A 20,490-nucleotide genomic window follows, 5' to 3' on the forward strand; every position below is an offset into this window, starting at 1 on the left:
GACGTGCTGGCCCAGCGACTCGCCCCCGGACAGCACGTCACCGTCCGCGGTATACAGCGAAGCCATGTAGTCGTGCTGCTGCGTGGTGTTGACCGTGCCGCCCACCCTTTCGAGCGTGATGCCCATCTCCCGGGCGATCTGATGAAGCCGGTGCGACAAGATCTCCATGGTGATGGGATCGACGACGCCGTTTGTGGTCATGGTTGCCTCCCAGAGTTCCCTTACCACTACATAACGCTATCCGGAGACAAGACGCTAGCCCAAATGGATCACGACGTTGCGGAACGCGTCCATCTCCGCGCGGTCGTTCGGGTTCACCACGATGGTGGTCACCGGCGTCTCGATGACAGCCGGTCCGGCGATGCTCATGCCCGGCCGCAACCGTCCGAAATCATAGATATCCGTGGCGGTGAAGTCTTCGTATTCCTCGAAGTACACGTCCCGCCGCTCCTTGCGAGCCTCCCGGACGTCGCCCGGCTCGAGCGACATCTTGTGAACGGCCGGTCTCGCCAGCTTTCCAACGGCGGTGACTCGGAGCGAGAGCATCTCCCTGCCGGCTTCCGGATAGCCGGACCCTTTTCCGTACGACTGCTCGTACAACTCGTCGAAGCGGTCGCAGAGCTGCTCCAGATCGGCCTCCCGCAACGGCCCCGTCCCCGGAACCGGAACGTTGATCTCGTTGACCTGATAGCGGTAGCGCATGTCGACGCTCCGGAGAATCACCGTGTCCTCCGGCGCGAAACCGGCATTGGACAGGTCTTCGGCGGCGCGGGCACAGAGCTTGTCGAAGCCTCCGTTGAGTCGCGCCGGGTCCAGTGGAACCACCGCGTGGTCGGACATGCCGTACTCGTAGGTAACGTCCGCGGAGATCAGCCCGGTCGCCGCATGGACCGAAGCCGTCAGTGGAATCACCACCTTGCGGACCCCGAGCTGGGCGGCGCAACGAGCCACATGGACGGGCGCCGATCCGCCGATGGCAACCATGGCGAACTCCCGCGGGTCGTATCCGCGCTCCACCGTACAGCGGCGGATGAGGTCGCTCATATGGGCGTTGATGATGCGGAAGATGCCACCGGCCGCCTGGACCGTCGTCATATCCAGCGGCTTGGCGATACGCTCCTCGATGGCGGCGACGGCCTTCTCCTTGTCCAGGGTCATGCGGCCCCCCAGGAAGTACCCCGGGTTCAAATAACCCAGGACCACGTCGGCATCGCACACGGTGGGCTCGGTTCCGCCGAGCCCATAGGCCACGGGGCCGGGAGAGGCGCCCGCTCCCCGAGGGCCGACCTTCAGCAGTCCCGACTTGCCGTCGAGCCAGGCGATGCTGCCGCCTCCCGCCCCGATGGACGCCACCCAGATCTTCGGAGCCAGAATGCTGTAGCGTTCGAACACGGGCTGGAAGTCACGCTCGATAAGCCCTCCCCGCACCAGGCTCACCTTGAAGGTGGTGCCGCCCATGTCGGTGGCCAGAACATTGGGCTCGTCGATCATGTCCGCGATGAACTTGCTGCCCACGACTCCGGCCGCGGGTCCCGATTCCAGGGTTCCTATGGCTTTCCGGGACGTGGCCTCGATGCTCAGCATGCCGCCGTAGGCTTGCATGACGAGAGGGGCGCTCTTGAGTCCGTTGCCGGCGAGCTTTCCCTGAAGACTTCGCATGTAGGCAACGATCTTGGGGGCGATGTAGGCGCTGAAAATGGTCGTCGTCGTACGCTCGTATTCTCCCAGGAAAGGGGCGATGTCGCTGGAGCACGTGACATGGACATCAGGGTGCTTGCGGCCGATCACCTCCGCGACGGCCTTCTCGTGGGCGCTGTTGGCGATGGACCAGAGCAGGCAGACGGCGACGGACTCCACCCCCTTGCCGATCAGCCGCTCGACCCCTTCCTCGATCCGCCGGACATCGGTGTCGATAAGCACCGATCCCTTGTAGTCGATCCGGCCCGGCACTTCTTCCGTGAGCCCGCGGGGGACCAGCGGCGCGGGCTTCTGGAGAGCCGCCAAGTGAGAGGATTCGGTCTCCGTCAGCCCAAGGTGAACGTTACCGCGCATCATCAGGAACGTGTCCGGGAAGCCCTCGGTGACCACCAGCCCGGTGACGGCCCCGGCCCGAGTGATCAGCGTGTTGTCGGCCACCGTGCACGCGTGGAAGAAGAGACGCGTGGCGCCCAGCAGGTCGCCCACGGCTGGAAGCCCCAGGTTCTCCGTCGCATTCTCGAGGGAGTCGACCACGCCCACGGAAAAGTCGTAGGGAGTCGACAGGGCCTTGCCGATGGTCAGCATGCCGTCACTGTCCAGCACCACGCAGTCGGTGAAGGTGCCGCCGACGTCCACGCCGACCATGTATCGACCTCGGGAATCACCCATAACTAGTTGATATATTTGTTGTTTATAAGGATCGTGAACTGTGGATCGCTGAGGGTCCCGATCCGCGTCGTAAGCATACTGTAAGCGGATTCATTCTCGTCCGTGCGCAGTAGAGCGCGGCTCTGTCGCTCTGTCCGTAGACGTTCCGCCAAGCCGTGCTGTTCCGGCAACCGTTCCGTCGAGCCCCGAATCCGTCGAACCGAAGGCTGGCTTCGTTGGTGGAATCGAGGAATTTCTTGCTGTTGTGGCGGTTCACGAGTCTCGGGCGACACCGGAATGGGACCCTGCGGGTAGCCCGATGCGGTGACCCGCGCGACTATCCCGGCGATCTCGTGGATGTCCTTCACGACGTCCCCTTCGATGCCGATGCCCTGGCACATCAATGTTGCGATTTGCCCTGCAAACCTCTAGGAATTGCAGGTTCCCCGTTGACGACACAGTATGTTCCGGTTAGCCTGCCAAGAAGGGCGACCCGAAGGCCAAGGTCGAAGACCCCCAACCTTCGGGCCTAATACTGGCATGGGAAGGACCTTCCCGGAGTAGCCAGTAGGAAGCAAGAGCCTCCACCGACTCTAGTTCCTATCTCGGCTTGCTCCCGGCTGTCAAACGGTTCTTCCCGTAGATTCCCCGCACGGGGAAGGAGGTTTTTTATGGGTCAGGAACCACGTGACACCTACAAGTATCTCTTCAAAGTCGGCAACAGGATCATGCATGGAGGGATAACAAACGACCTGGAGCGCCGAGAGAAAGAGCATCAGCAGGAGTGGCCGAACGGTCACATAAAACAGGTCGGACGTAGGACCACACGGGATGCCGCTCAGGAATGGGAAAAAGAACGCGGCTTCTAGGTTGACATTGGGGGTTGGGCTTGGCGAAACCGGCCTCCATCCCGAAGGGTCTCGGGAAACTACGTCGAGATGAAGCCAAGCCAGGGCTCGGACAAACTGGCCGTCCCCACTACCCGTGGCGCCTTTGGTTCCACGACTCACTTCGCACTTAATCGGACGAAATCGTGACATGGCCGATATGGGATGCACCACAGGCACTCCAGAGCCTAGCGATCAACTTCAATCGGTCTTGCAAGCCGTCGAGACCCAGACCCTGGAACGGTTCGCAGGTTTCGCCCTCGGATCCTTGCTGGGACTACCTTTTCGGCATGCCCGTTCTGGCGACCAGAGAGGCGGCGACGGAGGTACCTCGGGCTTCGGAGACAGACATCTCGTGTTCGAAGCCCGCCGCTACAAGCACAGCACGAGGCTCGACGAGCGGAGCATCCGTGGCGAAATCGATCAGGCCGTTGAACGCCATCCCGATCTTGAAGCCTGGATTCTCGTGACAACCCAAGAGGTTCCGGAACAGGTCCACGATGCGATCGACAGGAAGGCCCACAGCCTTGGAATCGGCGCCATCATCATCGATTGGGCGCGGCACCCACTTCCCAGGCTCGCCGCCCTCGCTGCTAGTTCGCCGGACATCTTCGCCACCGAGTCCGGCCAAGACCTGAGCGCTTTATTGGCGCAAATCGCTCAACTATCAGGCTATGCTCACACGCTCGAAGCCATCCAGACAGAGCTCGAAAGCTGGGTTATTGGTTTCGACGCCGCACGCAACGCCAGTCATGAGCGCGTCCACGAGATTTGGAACTCGCGCCGACGAGCACAGGCCAAGTTCAAGCAGGATGTGGCCGGTGCGGACGACTCTGCCCAACACGTAAGCCGGCCAACCCTAAATTACCGCCTGGACGCTTGGCTCGACGGTCCCGATGACGGTGCGGTTGGTGCGTTGGTCGGTCTCGACGGCGTGGGCAAGACTTGGGCCGCAGTGGATTGGCTCCAACTTAGGCTCGACCGATTACCTATCGTCGTGCTCGCCCCCTCCTCCGCCCTTGGGAGCACGGGCACTGACACCACATCGGTTGAACTAATCAACTTCATCGCCCGGTACCTGCACGATGTTTCAGAGGTGCGTGATGTCTCACACTGGGAGAAACGTGTCCGGCGGCTTCTTGGACGGCCTGTCGATCACGGCCCCGTATTCCTCATCTTCTTCGACGGCTTAAACCAGCTCCCGTCGCACGCCTGGATCAGCGTTCTTCAACAACTTGAAGACGACCCTTTCCATCAACGCACCCGAACACTGATTTCCACGCGCACAACTTTCTTCGAGGATCGTCTCCACCGGCTTCAGAGCCTCATCGCATCACCCCATCGGATCACCGTGGAAAACTACGATCTGAATCTCGGTGGCGAATTTGACCGAAAACTGGATCTCGCAGGGCTTTCTCGAGACGATCTTCCGGATCATCTGGTCCACCATGCAGCGGTTCCGCGTATGTTCGACCTCATCATCCAACTAAGGTCCCAACTCGGGGACGTTGGCGACATCACCGTCCATCGTCTTCTTTGGGCGTACGGTGCATCCGCAGTTCAAGCTTCATCTACAGGAGCTTTCAGTGAAAGGGAATGGCGGCGGTTTCTGTTGGAACTGGCAGCGGACCACAAAGACGGAAGCCATCGATCGACCGTTCAACGTATCGAGGCATTGAGCGCTTCAACCACGCGGACCCCGGATCAGGTTTACCGCCGGGTTTCGGGCGTAATCGATGGCATATTCACCACTCTCGACCAACACGGAGAGCCCCAGTTCGACCCTGACTTCGTGTCTCACGCCCTCGGTCTCGCCCTAGTTGCTCAACTGGAAAATGCCGGTCCCGGCGAACAACCCACAACTGTCCTTGACCGATTTCTTGACCCGATAGCGGGATACGACGGCCGCGCTGAGACCCTTCGGGCCGCCGTGAGTATCGCTCTTCTGAAAGAAGGTGCTCGACCGGCCGCCTGGCTCAGTACCCTATGCACCCGCTGGCTTCATTCGCAGAACCTTCCGGAGAGCCACCTGAGCGACCTAGAAATACTGGCGCCTGAACTTGTGGCGCCGATGCTCGATGTCATTGAAGCCTCCTGCGGGCATTCGCTCACGACGCCAAGGCACCTTGCAATCACCGCCCTAGCCACTGTCGACAAGACCGATGTCCCCGTTGCGTGCGCCATCGCCCAGCGTGGGGTCGAATGGCAAAGCTACATCTCTCTCGAAATGCGAGGGAACAAATCCGATAGGACAGAGGACTCCTTCCATACTCAGCGATGCAAACGCCTTAGAGAACGCGTAGGCACGGCAGAGCCCGGTTCCATCATCGTTGCCAACCGCGAATTCCAGCTTGTCGACTACAGCGCCGAGGATCTCATCATCGCAGCGGCGCAACTCCTTCAGGGGCGTCCTCTCAAGCACACCGTCGAACTTTTCGTGCGAGGGGCGATACATTTTGCACTCGTCGGCAGCGGCGCGGCTCAGGAAACCCAGTCCTGGCTAAACGCGCTCAACACCGTTGATCCTGAAGAAACAGCAGCCGCACTGCGTTCTGCATCGAAGACCATACGGTCCCTTACCCCTGCAGCCACTCATCATCCCGAACTCAACGCTCGGATTGCTTCCATACTCCTGTGGCGAACCGGTTATTCCGAAGATGCCGAAGAGGCATGGCGAACGGATCCCAAAATTGACCACCAACTCGACTACGAGACCGATTACCTTGAAAATCCGTCGCGTTCGTTCTTTCGTCTCGAACGAAGACACGCCGCGTCTGTGCTTCGCGACAGGACACTTGGAATATTTGGCCGGATCGAACGAGCAAGGGATGCTCTACTCGATCCCCACTTGCGGATTCCCAAAGACTTCATCGACGAGCTGGCGTCGGTCTCGGAGAGCTTCGATTTCAGCCGTTCAGCAACGGGGCGAGGCCGTACCCCCGAAGATCTCCGTTGGGAACGTTTGTCTCTCGCTCTTGCACGATGCATCCCGGACCGACTCGCCGACTGCCAGCGCGCACGCCTTCGGCAATACGCGGAACGCCCGACAGACCAACGCTTCGGCTCAGCACTCGCCGCCCCGGAATCCGTGCTCCTGGTAGGCACCGAAGAAAGCAAAGCTATACAAGCCCTGAGAGAGCGAGGCGACGCTGCGTCGGACGAGGATGAACACGCGATTCAAAGCAATTTCCTGATCGCCGAGATCCAGTCCTTTTCGCCCATAGACCAAGTTACAAAGATCGTGAATTCGAACCTGGACACCTTGTTCCTGGAGCTCGGCCGCGCCTGCGAATCGCCGTCCCGGAGCGAACTCGATCATCTCGTCCATTCCTTCTGCGACGACGAGCGCATGCTAAGCCGATTGGCAACCGTTCTCGCAGAGCACGATCTGGATCTGAGCCAACGATCCTTTGACGCCTTCTCTAGGCTCCTATTCTCTGATGATACCGACGGCGCTGCGGCAACCTGGATGCTGCTAGGCTGCAACGATGCTGAACGCTTGGGAAGCCTTCTCGAACGGATAGGCTGGTCATGGTCGTCCTCCAAGCCGCAGATAGAGAACATCATGGGTTCCAGGGCAATTACTGCCTCGAACCGCGGTTCCAGCTTTTCAGACTTCGCGGCACGAATCGCCCCTGCTGAGCTACTAGAGGCCTTGTCGCAGGAAGAGCGGTCAAGAGAAGCCGTAGAACTCGCTGTCGATCTACTCTCCGCCGCGCTCTTCGAATACCCCGGAGGCGCCCCCGAGTCCGGGCTCGACATCTTTCACGACCATGAAGCAGCTTCCACTGGGAACTACAACTTCACGATCGGCGACCTCCTTGAAGAACGCGACGACGAGAATGATGTTCTCTCGTTCTTTGAGGGGGCCAGTCGTCCGGAACAATATGCACAGCGACGACAAGCGATCATTCAGTCGTATGTTGATGCGGTCAGGCAAGCTCGGCAGTCTGGTGCCCAGCTGATTCATGCCAACTTCGACGCCGAAGATTTCGACCTCGTTCTCGATCTCTATCCAGAGGCGTTGAAACGATGGCTTCAAGGCATGGACCCGCCCACCGGTGAGTTCCGAAGGCGGGTCCAACTGGCGGAAGGCTTTTTCGTCGGCTTGTGTGAGGCGGTTCTGAAACGCGATCCGAATCGCGGCGTTCATCTTTGGCGTGCCCTACAACGGTGCCTGAGGACGCGTTTTATCGGCTCCACAGGCATCGATCGGATGAAATACGCCCCTTTTGCTTCACCGTCGTATCCCGAACTGGATCCGATCCTCGAACAGATCTATTCCCTCGACGAATGCCGAACCGATGAAGACCTCCTCGATTTCGTCGTCGCAGCCCGTACTTCCGATCGTGTCGGTTGGTTGCAACGAATGGTTTCCCGCGATGAGACTTCGCCGTGTCCTGCACATAGACGACGGGCGGTGTTCCTTCGACCGTTACTGACCCGACCCTCCATCGCTGGTGATACAGATTGGCCAACCGGTCCGCCGCGAGGCGGATATCGTGAGACACACGATCGTTCCTGGATTATGGGCCAGATGGAGGCTTTCGCGGCCCACTGGCTACAGGAGTTCGTTGAATCCGATACACCCGAGGCTGCCTATTCCTCGTGGCTCCTATTCCTGGCCTGTACCGACCGACGCGCCAAGTCATGGATGTGGGAGATTTATGATCGATACACGGTTGCGAACGGGTCCATTGAGGCCGACAAACGGCGATTTGTTGAGCAGCAACGGCATCGCCTCAAACGCGCGGTGACAGACAACGAAAAGTCGCTACGGCAGACTTTCGCCTCCCAGAGAGTTACGAGTAGCCTGCTGCCATGGAGAGCACGGTAGCAGTGCTTTCTGGCGCCCCGGTCGACACCACCGACGCGCTTTAGACGCTCGAGCATCCCAGCCTTCTAGCCCTTCTGCGACGTGCAGTCCCAATCAATAGGCTTTGAGCCGCACCCGCGATCCTGCTGATATCAGCCTCGAATACGACTCACTCGCCTGCGGCCCCCAGTTTGTCCCGATTCTCGGGTACACCTTCGCGTAAAAACTTGAACAGCGACCGCCGAGCCAAGTCGAAACCCTTGACGAACGCCGCGCCGTTTCTGAACGGCCATGCCTCGCGCGACCCGCTGTGAACAACCGCGGAGCGGGCCTCATACAGACTCCTGACGCTCTCCCTGATCTTTCGCCGATCATCCGCGTCAGTTCCAAGAAAGCCGGAAACCCTGTTCTCCAGCTTTCGCAGTTTTTTCCGTTTGGGCAACTCGTACATACCTTCGAGTGCGATTACGACATCCACGACCTTGTCGTGCATTGCAAACCGGCCATCCCGTCCAAGCGCCTCGGCCAGTCGCGCCACGAAGGGCGCCATCTCCTGGTAGCGCGCGCTCTGGCGTTCCTCGAAAGCCTCCCGCGCCTCGTCGAGCGCCGCTGGCCTCAGCACCGGGCACTCCGCGAAGCCCTCGAAGCCATTCGCCACCCATTTCTGGTAAATCCCCGGACCTTTTCTCCCCAGGCCCAATAGACGAGCCGCAGAACGGTCGATACAACCCGATATCGTTGCGAGCCGCAGCATCGGCGCTGCATGGCTCACGGCGAGCAAGTCCAGGAACGTCTGCGCCTCTGGAAAGAACGGTGCCGGCGGGCAACTCATGGGGTCGTTTACGCTGCCCCTCCGCCTGAATTCCGGCCGCCACCGAAACGGCCTGACCACTGCGGCCACCGAGCGCCATCCGTGGAAGCCGGCGGCCGGCGGGGCGAGTTCTTCCACCAACTCTTGGTCCACGAACCGCCGAACTTCCCCGAACGGAAAGATCGCCATGGCGTCTTCGACGTCGATCCTCTCGCTCACGGTGAGACCATAGAACAGCAATACGTCGCAACCCTCGTCGAGACTGCCCAGCACACCGGCCGCCTTACCATCCCTGGCTGGCGAGAGGAAGGCATTCAGTTCACACACCGCCGTCCGCAACCCGTCGCCCGACAACTCCGCGGCCCGCGCCATTAGCCCCGCAATCAGGCCCCCGGCCGAGATCGACGTCCCCGAGTTCACCAACCGCATCCAGAAATCATTCTCACCCACGATTCGGCCCGCTACCGCCACCCGCTCTAGCTCGGGGTGGGACAGCAAGGCGTGGCGCGCTGGATCGAGGACCCTGCGAAGGGGAGCGTACTCGGCTTCTCGACCGAAGGACAGGCTGTATCGCGCCTCGGCATAGATCACGCGCACGTCATCCAGCGGAAACGGCGTCTCGTCCCGACCGTCGACGATTATCTGCTCGCGCGGATTGTGCTGCCAATGCGCCTGCAGGTAGGGCTCCTGCGCCGATGCCAGCACTCGAAGAGCAGTCACCACCCGGTCAATCCAGTCGCTGGCGTCGAACCCCTTCTCGGTCATTCCGCCTACCCTCAATCTATAGGTCCATGGAATCGATAACCAGCGCGATTGACATTCCGCTGATACTAGGGGGGCGTTTCCGAATCTGACAGCTCCTTATGGATCACCTTCCGCCGGAACACCCGTCAGTCCATACGGGTACCCGCCTTTCTTGCCACGACCGAAAAATTCCGGCAAACTTCAGGACCACAAAACGAGGTCCCGAACGCATTGCGTCTGAGTCGAGGATGCTGAAATGGAACTGTACAGGCTAAGATTCGTCCTGCGGGATCCGTCGGATGAAACCGAAGGCAAGTACCTTGCCGAAATCCCCGACTTGCCCGGCTGCCGAGCTTGGGGAGACACCCGTGCTCAGGCGCTAGAGAGCCTTCAAGGCGTTGCCACGGCTTTCATTGAGTCCTACCGGGACCGAGGCGAGCGGCTTCCGGAAAAGGTTGAAGCAGCCATCGTTGACGCTCAGCACTACGAGGGTCTCGGTGAGGTCATGGTTGCAGTTTGAGGTACGGCGAACTTACGCGCAAGCTGCGCCGACTCGGATGCAGCCTGGACAGGCGCGCCCGCGGCGACCACGAGATCTGGATTCGATCATCGAACGGCCGCAGGACGACATCCCCAACTGGGGCAGCCATGAACTGAAAACGGGAACCGTCAGAGCCATTCTGAGGGACCTCGGCATCACGCATCAGGAATTCGACAGTGCGTAAACCGCAGGCACCGGGCCGACTCAGCGCCGCCGGGTTTGACGTCATTGGTCCTCAAGGCTGGGCGTAAACCGCATGCGCGGTTCCGGAAGGAGGCGCGCCGAAGAAAGGTCTTATAGCTGCGCTACCTCCTGTTACACGGGGAGAACGAAACCTAACCCCCGGCCTGGGCTAATAGCGGATGGGATAGGTCAGTTCTTCGAGTATCGTTTCCTCGACGTTCCCGTCCTCTAGCGCGGTGGCGGTTGTAGGTCGTCTTCGCCTACTTGTCACAGGCCTTCGATCAGAATCGAAAACACCCCGCCGCAATAACGGCGCTACCTGTCACTGAAACTCCACCCGCTCGCCTTCCCCGGACGGCCCATAGGAAACGCTATCCCGAATAGCCCCGCTCCCATCCAGCAGGTCCACCCGGTCGCCGGCATTGTTCAGCGACATCGGCTGGCCCGCACGCATGATCTCTGCGCTTTGTCCTGCCGCGAGTGTGCCAAGTGCATCAAGCGACCATGTGCGCCCCGCCGCATCTCGCAGCGTCCAACCTGTTAGCGACACGGTGGCCAAGCCCGTATTCATGACGGCCGCCGCTTCATTCTGCCGCTCGTCACCCACCGGGTTCGGCAGCAGCCATGCGATCTTGACTGCCGCCTGGCCGTCTGGCCCCGACGCCACGCCCGGAAAATCGAAGCGCACAATGACCGGGAAATGATCCGTCAGTTTACGCGGGTCGTGCCCGTGATCGATGTGCACCCATGCAATGTACTCGGTCAGAGCCCCGGAGATCAGGATATGATCGATGGCCGAATATTCTTGTGGCTCGTCGATGCGTGAATCTTCGTCCCGGTCCCAGTACGACGTATAGCGCTGCGCCTTGGGTACGAATCTTAGCGCGTTCACCAGATCATCATCCGGAGTCCCTGGGTCCATGCCCTGCAACCGCGCCATCACATCCGTGATCGGCGCGTGATCGTTGATGTCGAGAGCGGCTTGTTCGCCCGTGTAGTCGTTGAAGTCGCCGAGGATGATGATGCCGTACCCGGCGGCGGCCAGTTCGCGTGCCTGATTCAATGTGGCATCGGCCTGCGCCTGCCGCTGATGCAGGCGCGATAAGTCCGCCGGCCGCGAAAGGTAGTGAATGCCGATGAGTGCGATCTTGCGCTCGCCCACATCCAGCTTGGCGAAATAGTTCTTCGACACGGATTTGAGTGTGCTTCCACTCCGGCCGGATCGGTCGTCGCGCTCGATCGCGCCGCCCTCGGGATCGATCCTTGTGAGCAGCCCCACATCCTGCCCGGTGAAACTGTCCTTGCCCTTGAGCAGATAGGCCGCGTAGCCCCGCCCCGACAGGAAGGTGGAATTCAGGTGCTCAAGCGCCGTAAGCCCTTCTACCTCGACGAGATTGACAATGTCAGGATTGTGTGCCGCGATGATGCCCGCGATCGCCTGCAACCGTTCGTCCGCCTCATCGGGTGAGTTCTTCCATGCGAAATTCACCTGGCCTTCTTCCGGCGGACGGCCGTCCCAAAGGAACTCGCCGTTAAAGGTCATCACGACCAGCCGGCTTTTATCGGGCCGCCGGTCCGCAGCGTTGCCGTCGAAACCGGCAATGAGAAGAGCAAACAGAGGAAGCAGGAACAGGGTAACCCTCATGGCGCCTCCTAGATCGCGAGGGCGAAGAAGCCTCGCCAAATTTTCCCTTGAGCGCCATCTCAGCGACTACAGAAACATCGAAGTGACGCTCAACGCTCGTTGACCACCATCACTGTCCGGTTTGGGGCGCCCGTCCCTCGCCGTGAATGTCGGGAAATACACGAGCTAGGTGAAGTCGTTCCTTGGCCGATGCACTGTTCATTGAATCAGTTCCGGTAGCCGGTAGAGAAGCCGCTGTGCGGCTGGCCAACCAGCGTCCATAAAAATCTCCAAGCATTCAATCAGTTCAGTCCGGCGTTGTTCGCTCTCGAATATCTCTTTATGATCTGCGAGAAACACGCCAACGAGCCGTACGATCAAATCTATTCCCATTGACTCAAATTGAAATCCCGTGCGGGCACCTCCACTCCGCAACGCATGCGCCGCAAGATCGAATGCTCGCGCGGGGTCGAGGGGTAGCAGGAATTCAAGCAGTTGTAGGAGATAGTAAACAGTGTGCGGAGTGCCGCAGTCACCGATCCGCTTGAGGATCGGTGCAGCCTCGACGAAAAAGTCTGCTAGCTCTGTTGTGCTTGTCGGCCGGCTTGACTCCCCACTGCTGTGGTTTGCGCCGGTAGAGAAATAGAGTTCGCGGCATGCAATATCGAGCAACTCCGCAGACTTGCGAGCGTCGGAGACGCCTCCAAGGTTCGGTGTCTCTCCCGAATAGTGTATGGCCAAGCCTTGGCTCGCGGCTTCTACGACCTCCGCGGCTAGTTCCAGTGCTCGGTGCCTCAGTGCCTCGTCCGCCTGATTTTTCTGGTCGGTCAACAAACGCCCCGCGCATCGTCGATAGGACAATAGCGAGCTCATCGTGAAAACGAACCGAATCGGCGATCCACTCCTCCACAACTGATCGCGCGGCGTGACGCTCATGCGTGATCCATAGGATCGTGAGTATATGAGCGACAGCCTTCCGAAGACGACTTTGGCACTCCTTGTCGTCGGGGAAGCGCTCTAGTAGTTCCAAGACCAACGACTCGACAATTTTTGGGGAGGAATGCAACACGGGACCGAGAACGCCCTTGATAATGTGTTCGAGTACGTTGGAGTTTGACTCCTGCCTGAGACGGTCCTTCACCCGCTGCCAAAAACCGTCCCGGTCAAGGTCCCAAAGCCGGATTAAGTGCAAACCAGCCTGCATTCGGACAGCGGGGTGAGGATCGGTTAGCAGCATGTCGATGTCGATCGTGAGCCTCGGAAGTAAATCCGGCCGTTGCAGGGCCAAGTCGAGGACGGCCTGCGCAGCCTCTACACGCGCTGCTGGGGAGCCCCATGACGCAAAGTTTTCGAAGGATTCCTCCGTATGAGCATCGACTTGGGGACCAGCGGAACTCGTAGCGACCCTGAGTAGGCGAAGAAAGGACTCGGTCGCCGCGCCGTCGGCCTGTGACGGAAGAAGTCTCGCTGCTATGATGCGGTTGCATCCTTGGGCGAGCACGCCCTCGCCGTCGATTCGCAATCGCGCATTGGTCCCGTGCGCAGTCCGGGTTCTCTCGATTTGCTCCAACGCGTCATGGGCGGCGTTTAGCGTCAAACCTGTAGGTGCGCTGGCATTCGATTCCAGCGCTAGTACGTTTTTCGCTGAATCGATTGCCGCCATGAGGCTGGCGTTCGCCGGAAGCTCCCTATCGGGGTCTGTAATCCAATCATATGGCTCGGCGCTTACGGCCTGAAATTGGACCTGGAAGGGACGCCTATTTTGCACTGCAACTTGGTCGGTATCGTCGGCGACCAGTCGCAAGGCTGCTTCCGTTTCCAGATTGTCGCCACCGATCGCGGTGAATAAGCCGCGAAGGAAGTATTCCTTGGCTTCCTTGGGTCGCCTAAAGTCTGAAAAAGCGAACAGCAGCGCTTGCCGCTCAAACCGTTGCCGGTCTTCAGACTTGAGGCGTTCATATCCCTTCGCAACGACGTCTATGGCGTCCTTCCGGGTATCCAGCGTCACAAGAAACTGCTCAGTCAAAGCGAAAGGAAGGAGAAGACCGACCATCCCGTCATTGCGTTCTGCGGAGGCCATAAACAATCTGGACCAGAATACGGCGAGCGATGCGTTGTCAATCAGCAAATTCGCCAAATTCAAGGCGGTGTTCTCATCGCTTGCCCTTAAGCACTCTAGAAGCTTCCCGACGAGAACCTCTGCATCACGACCATATTTGCTGTCCGGATCGTGCGCCCAGACGCGGCTGAGATCTTCACGCAGCCGGACGCTTCTACCGGCAGCGACCAGATTGTAGTCGTCAAAGTCATCGGGGATTGTGTGTTCTCGGGCAACGTAACCCTCCACGGAGGCAATGATCGCCTCGATAGCCTGTGAGGGGTGCTGGTCGAGAAATTGAGAAATGAACTCGCCGAGCGAATAGCGCGCCATGCCGTAGTCCTGACGTGCGTTTGACGTAAGTGGCAAGATCTGACTCGATGACATGTCAGTCGGCACGTCCCGTGTTACATCAAACGCATAGGTCCGCCGGTAGATCTCCGCGCCGAAGGCCGTATCCACATCTACGATGGCCGCGATTTTGTGGCAGACGGCAGGAACCTCGTGCCAAGCGAATTCCGCAAGGCGATTCTCATCGAACACTCTCGAAAGCAGTCGGCGGGATTGTTCTCGATCCGTTCCGTAGGTGTCCGCGACGAAGCCGATTGCCGCCGTTACGGTGATGCCTGGGTCCTGCAAGCTGTATCCATGCTCCAAGAGCGCACGGGCTGCCAGTCCGAGGTCCGCCTGAAGCCCATCGTCCCGTGTTGGGGCAATCAACCTATGGAGCAGAAAGCGAACCGGTCCAGCCACGTTCCCTACATTGGGGACGACGGCGCCGATCAGCTTAACCCAGGGCTGAACGGAAGTTTCCGGGTCGTCTTCCATCCGGACCGCCAAGGCTCCGCTGAGAATCGCAAACGCTTGGGCCGCTTTGTCATCGCCGTTGACTATGCGTTCAGCCAGCGTCAGGGTGTCGTCGGCCACGGCGGGATATTCTACTCCCATACGCCCCACTGCACTTCGAATGACGGGGTCGCCGTCCTTGTCGGCTAGTATATTCGCCACCGCGGCCCAAAATGACCGCCGGCGAGTTTCTGAAGCCCAAATCTCTTGAAGAACGAAGGCGAGGGCTGGCGCAAGCATCAAACCGCGCGCCTGCTCCTTGGGGAACCGCAGTTTGCCGCCGACGATGTCCGCCGGGTCCAGTAATACCTGAGCCGCTGTGAAGTCGAAGAGTATGTGATGCCGGAACTGAACCCACCGCCCATTTTGGACGGGGACCAATACTCCCTCGTGTGCCAACGTGTCGATCATTTCGGGGTCATTCAAGGCAAGAGCATGTTTCTGCACCCGAAGGGTGCGTGCCTCCACCATGGCTTCAACAACGGCGCGAAGGCAGCGTTCGGCCGACGTGCCGTATCTTTCGATCCTGTGGCTCCAGTGTAGCCGCAGGAGTTCCACCTGCGACGAGACTCGCTTCAGGTCCGCCATGTCCACGCCGCGGACAATGAGTTCGCTGAGCAAATGTGTGTTGAACGGGATCGAAGCAAGTTCCCGTAGCCGTGTGGGTGCGTCGGCGAGAGCTGCGGACAAAGCCGGGGCTTGTTCGAGAAGTTTACGGAACTCCGCCTTGGTCCAGGGTGGTATCCTGACGTGTCTTACGTTGGAAAAACCCGGCTCGGCACGGCCTGCATCAGGGGGCGCACCCGGAAACAGGGAGCGAAACTGTTGACCCATCCGAAGGTCGAATGTACGAATGGATGCCACCACCCGCCAACGCGGGCACCGGACCAGCACCTGCGCGATCAAGGTACGGAAAACACTTTCGGCTTTTCCCCCGCGTGTTGCGTCAAGCGCGTCGATAATCAGCCATGCCGGCCCAACACCATCCCAAGCCTCCAACACGTCCAGCAGGCCGTGTTCAAGTTTGAGATCTTTGGAGAGACCTTCAAGCGACTCTACGGAGTGTTGATCTACCGCAAGTTCGACGACATCCTTGCCTTGAGCGATGAGAGATCGAGCGAAGGCATTGAGTACCCCGCTCTTGCCCGCACCGGGCTCGCCGACAATCAGGAGCGAGTTCTCTCGGGCGGCCGTTTCGACGGCATCTTGACACTCTCGGACTATCGAGGCACGGTCGCCGTCCTTGACTTCAATCCCTTCATGACGCTGTAACGCCGTAGCGACCGACTGTGTGTGCTGACGGAGGGCGGTGATGTCTTGTCGATAACGTGGCGCGCCGCGAAGATCGATGCCTTTGGTCATGATCGCTTGGCGGAGACTTGCAAGGTCAGCCCCACCTCGCTCTGCCATCATCTGACCGCAGACGGTTTCCAAGGCGTTCAGAGCGACCGTGGCCTGGGACCCTTCCGGTATTGACGCTGCCAGCATCTCTTCCGTCAAGGCCCGGTCTGCGCCACCTGAATCGAACATGAACACCGTCACCAAGCGTGCCAAATGATCGAGCAACTCCGGATCAAACTTTGCAGTCGTCAACGACGTCCATGCTTGAGCGGCGCATGACTCGAAGTACTTCAGAGCCCGCTGTTGTGCCTTCGTGAGGGCAGGCGTGCGCTGCAACGATCTGCTCCGAAGTGCAGCGGGCAGGTCTTTTCGAATACTCGTAGGCGCGTCCCTGCTGACCGCGAGCACCAACCTGTCGCGGGCGGGATCAAGTGGGCGGTTCCACCCGAGACTGCCGTCGCCATCCCGACAGGAGATCCAATGATGAACAAATTGGGAGACCGTCTTGCCGAAGGGGCTGCTTAGGTTCTGCGACAGCGAGACCGCCGTTTTGGCCTGTATCGCGATATAGCCGTCAGCCGATGTGCTGACGAGAATATCATCTACCGGAGCTTCCGTTTCGAAGCGAAGCTGGACAGGAGAAGCAGTTCCGAGTTTCAGGCGTTGGTCGAAGCATCTTCCCGAAAGAAGGTAAACGCCGAAGAACGCTCCCAGTCGCTGCTGGAACACGATTCCCGCACTCGTGGCCGCACCACCCCCCTTTACCGTGGCGGCAGGGAACGAACCTTCAAGTAGGTCCGGCACTTACATCCTTTGCAAACAACGGTTCTCGGGTAGTCAGTGACTGTCCGCCACTTGAGATCCGTCAAACCAAGTCCGCCGTTCCGTCACGATCCCGTGAAAGCCTTAAGTTTGAGTTGGCCTAGGTCGGGCGAGCCGGCATTACTCAAGTCGGTTCCCGTGAAGCGAGCAATTGCACGTCCGATGTCAACCGAACTGCCCTTCATTGCCGGTCCTCGCCTACATTAACGCACGCGATGATGAGGGCCGCGTGCTTGGGTGCACCTGACCCGCTCCGCACTGGTCACGAATCGGAGTTCTTCCTCCTCAGTTCTCGTCAGGAGCATGGGTTGAGCCTCCAACCTAGCATGGCCTTGCGTGCTTCGGAATTCACCCTCGCCGCCGCTACCCCTTGAACCGCCCCGGATTTACCGGAACGTCGAAGTTGCGGCGCGGCTGTCCTTCTGGACGGAGATTGCTTCGTCTCGCGTTTTTGACAGAAGAAGTTAATTTCTGTTATTTTTGGTGAAGTTCTCACAAAAGGAGGGACCAGCCATGCCAACATTCTCGATCAGTCTCACCGACGCGGAGAACGGGCGTGTTGATGAAGTACGTGCGGAGATGCAGAAGATGTTTGTCGGCGTGTCGATCTCTAAGAACGACGTCGTCAAGTACCTCATGTTCGGGCGTAGCGACAAGCACAAGGCGCGGTTGTGGGACATCTTTCTTGAATTCCTGACGGCGGATGTGGCGGAAGCCCTGGACGTACTGGGCGTGGACAGGAACGACATCACGACGGTGCTGCAGCGGCTCAGTGAGGCTCACGCCAAATCCCGTGAGCTGCACTTGCCTAAGACGGTTGCCGAGGACATCGTGCCGGGCCGGGTGTAAGGGGGCGGCCGTGAAACACGTCGATGAGGTGATCCAGGAGGCATATCGGCTGGAGCACTGCCGACCAGCACTGGATGCGGAAGCAGACGAGCTACGAGCTTGCGCAGACACGCCGGGACCGGACCGCAGCCGAACGCCGCACGAGCGCACTGCACACATGTTCGGGTCTCGCACCAGCGTTGCTGGACGGGGCAATGCCGCACCTGCTGCCGTACATCCGCTTCCGGCCAACGGCATGGCGTCCAGTGCACGGCGCAAGGCGGAGGGCGCAGACTGATGCGCCTGTCGTGGAACGAGGTCCGCGCTCGCGCGGCCGCCTTTGCCGATGACTGGAAGGACGCAGCCTACGAGAAGGGCGAGACACAGAGCTTCTACAACGCCTTCTTTGACGTGTTCGGGGTGCGGCGGCGGAACGTCGCCCGCTACGAGGCGCATGTCGCAAAGCTGGATAACCGCTCGGGCTTCATTGACCTGTTCTGGCCCGGCGTTTTGATCGTCGAGCAGAAGAGTGCCGGACGCGATCTGGCCAAGGCCTACGATCAGGCCGGGGAGTACTTCGACGCGCTGCCGGAACGCGAGCGTCCGCGCTACATCCTGGTGAGCGACTTCCAGACCTTCGAGCTTCACGATCTGGACGAGCGGGAGAGCGTCGTGTTTCCGCTGGCGGACCTGCCCGCGCACGTTGAGGCGTTCGGTTTCATCCTCGGCGTGCAGCGCCGGACGTTCCGGGATCAGGATCCGGCGAACATCCAGGCCGCCGAGCTGGTCGGGCGGCTGCACGACGCGCTTGCCGATGCGGGGCACCGCGGGCACGATCTGGAACGTTTCCTCGTGCGGGTCGTGTTCTGCATGTTCGCCGACGATACCGGGGTATTCGAGCCGCGCGACATCTTCCTCGACTTCATCGAGACGCGAACGGGGGAGGACGGCTCGGATACCGGCGCTCGGCTGGCCGAACTGTTTTGGGTGATCGACACGCCGGAGGACCAGCGTCCTTCGACCCTGGACGAGGACCTAGCGCGGTTTCCCTACGTCAACGGGGATCTATTCAAGGGGCACCTGCGGATGTTCTCGTTCGACGCAGCGATGCGCGGGGCGCTGCTGGACGCCTGCCGGTTCGATTGGTCGAACATCTCGCCCGCCATCTTCGGCGCTCTGTTCCAGTCGGTGATGGACCCGGCGGAGCGCCGCGCACAAGGCGCGCACTACACGACCGAGAAGAACATCCTCAAGGTGATCGAGCCGCTGTTCATGGACGATCTGAGGGCCGAGTTCGAACGGTTACGGGCGCGGCGGGGCCGGGGCCGCCTCGCGGTGCTCCGGCAGTTTCAGGCGAAACTCGGCGGCCTGACGTTCTTCGACCCGGCGTGCGGCTGCGGCAACTTCCTCATCATCGCCTACCGCGAGTTGCGGCTACTGGAAATCGAGGTCATCCGCGAGGTTCGAGCTGCGACCGCCGCAACCACGCAAGCGGTGCTCGATACCGCGTGGCAGTCAGTGGTGGACGTGGACCAGTTCTACGGGATCGAGCTGGGAGAGTTCCCGGCCCGCATCGCGGAGACCGCGCTGTGGATGATGGACCACATCATGAACAACCGGCTGAGCCTGGAATTCGGGCAGACCTTCGTTCGCATCCCGCTTCAGAAGTCGCCGCACATCGTCCACGGCGACGCGCTGAAAGCGGACTGGTCCGGTTTGCTGCCGCCGGGCGATTGCAGCTTCGTGCTGGGCAATCCGCCGTTCGTGGGGGCGAAGTATCAGACAGCGGGACAGCGCGCGCAGGTGTTCGGGATCGCGGCACTCGGCAAGAGTGGGGGCACGCTTGATTATGTCGCTGCGTGGTTCATCAAGGCGGGGGAGTATGTGAACGGCGGCGATGCCCGGATCGGCTTTGTCGCGACCAACTCGATTACAGCGGGCGAGCAGGTTGCGCAGCTATGGCCAGTGCTGTTCGGGCGCTGCAAGCTGGAGATCGCCTTCGCGCACCGGACTTTCGCCTGGGGTTCGGATGCTCGAGGTAAGGCCCACGTGCATGTGGTGATTCTCGGCCTCGACCGCCGAAAGGCCGCGCGGGCGGAAAAGCGGCTGTTCAGCTATCCCGACCTCAACGGCGACCCGGAGGAAAGCCGCCACGCGGCGTTGTCGCCGTACCTGTTCGATGCGGGCGGGTTGTCAGACCCGCATCTGGTGGTGCGGGAGGAAAGCGCACCGATCAACGGAATGGCGCGGTTGATCATCGGTTCCAAGCCCATCGACGGAGGCAAGTACATCTTCAGCCCAGAGGAACGCGCCGCATTTCTGGATACGGAGCCGGAGGCCGCGCCCTGGCTTCGACCGTTCATCGGCGCACGAGAATACTTGCAGGGAGGCGAGCGGTGGATTCTGGCACTGCACGACACGCCGCCCGACGTGCTGGCGCGGTTGCCGCGCGTGCGGGAACGGATTGCCGCCGTCCGCGCCTACCGTGAAGACAGCAAGAGCGCGCCGACGCGCAAGCTGGCGACAACGCCGACTCTCTACCACGTCACACTGCTGTCCCACAAAAATACGAATGAAGGAGGACCTGAAGAGCTCGCCTGTGT

At 60.2% G+C, this 20,490-nt stretch carries 9 protein-coding genes; 4 read left to right on the top strand and 5 right to left on the bottom strand.

The window, feature by feature from the left end:
* Nucleotides 1-201 (bottom strand): hydantoinase B/oxoprolinase family protein (locus OXU42_11250; GenBank protein ID MDE0029962.1); only part of this gene is annotated, 201 nt, incomplete at its 3' end.
* A gap of 54 nt (nucleotides 202-255) precedes the next feature.
* Nucleotides 256-2,343 (bottom strand): hydantoinase/oxoprolinase family protein, encoded by a 2,088-nt coding sequence (locus OXU42_11255; GenBank protein MDE0029963.1) that lies wholly within the window; start codon nucleotides 2,341-2,343, stop codon nucleotides 256-258.
* A gap of 1,041 nt (nucleotides 2,344-3,384) precedes the next feature.
* Here OXU42_11255 and OXU42_11260 point away from each other — a divergent pair.
* Nucleotides 3,385-8,070, top strand: coding sequence for a hypothetical protein (locus OXU42_11260; GenBank protein ID MDE0029964.1), 4,686 nt, complete (start codon nucleotides 3,385-3,387; stop codon nucleotides 8,068-8,070).
* Between the two features lie 148 nt (nucleotides 8,071-8,218).
* On the opposite strand, the gene OXU42_11265 is transcribed toward OXU42_11260, so the two are convergent.
* Nucleotides 8,219-9,625 carry a HEPN domain-containing protein gene (locus tag OXU42_11265; GenBank protein MDE0029965.1) on the bottom strand — a complete coding sequence of 469 codons (1,407 nt, stop codon included), beginning with the start codon at nucleotides 9,623-9,625 and terminating at the stop codon, nucleotides 8,219-8,221.
* 235 nt (nucleotides 9,626-9,860) lie between these two features.
* Between OXU42_11265 and OXU42_11270 the strand changes: the two genes are divergently transcribed.
* Entirely contained in the window at nucleotides 9,861-10,124 is a 264-nt protein-coding gene (locus OXU42_11270; GenBank protein MDE0029966.1) for a type II toxin-antitoxin system HicB family antitoxin, read from the top strand.
* 526 nt (nucleotides 10,125-10,650) lie between these two features.
* Here OXU42_11270 and OXU42_11275 read toward each other — a convergent pair.
* Both OXU42_11275 and OXU42_11280 read right to left on the bottom strand, forming a co-directional pair.
* Nucleotides 10,651-11,973 (bottom strand): lamin tail domain-containing protein, encoded by a 1,323-nt coding sequence (locus OXU42_11275; GenBank protein ID MDE0029967.1) that lies wholly within the window; start codon nucleotides 11,971-11,973, stop codon nucleotides 10,651-10,653.
* A 511-nt stretch (nucleotides 11,974-12,484) separates the two neighbouring features.
* Entirely contained in the window at nucleotides 12,485-17,041 is a 4,557-nt protein-coding gene (locus tag OXU42_11280) for a hypothetical protein (GenBank protein MDE0029968.1), read from the bottom strand.
* Nucleotides 17,042-17,572: 531 nt separating this feature from the next.
* Here OXU42_11280 and OXU42_11285 point away from each other — a divergent pair.
* Both OXU42_11285 and OXU42_11290 read left to right on the top strand, forming a co-directional pair.
* Nucleotides 17,573-17,908, top strand: coding sequence for a hypothetical protein (locus OXU42_11285; protein ID MDE0029969.1), 336 nt, complete (start codon nucleotides 17,573-17,575; stop codon nucleotides 17,906-17,908).
* Between the two features lie 276 nt (nucleotides 17,909-18,184).
* On the top strand, nucleotides 18,185-20,490 hold a 2,306-nt coding region (locus OXU42_11290; protein ID MDE0029970.1), incomplete at its 3' end, for a class I SAM-dependent DNA methyltransferase.

Source organism: Deltaproteobacteria bacterium (assembly GCA_028818775.1).
Lineage (GTDB): Bacteria > Desulfobacterota > Binatia > UBA9968 > JAJDTQ01 > JAJDTQ01.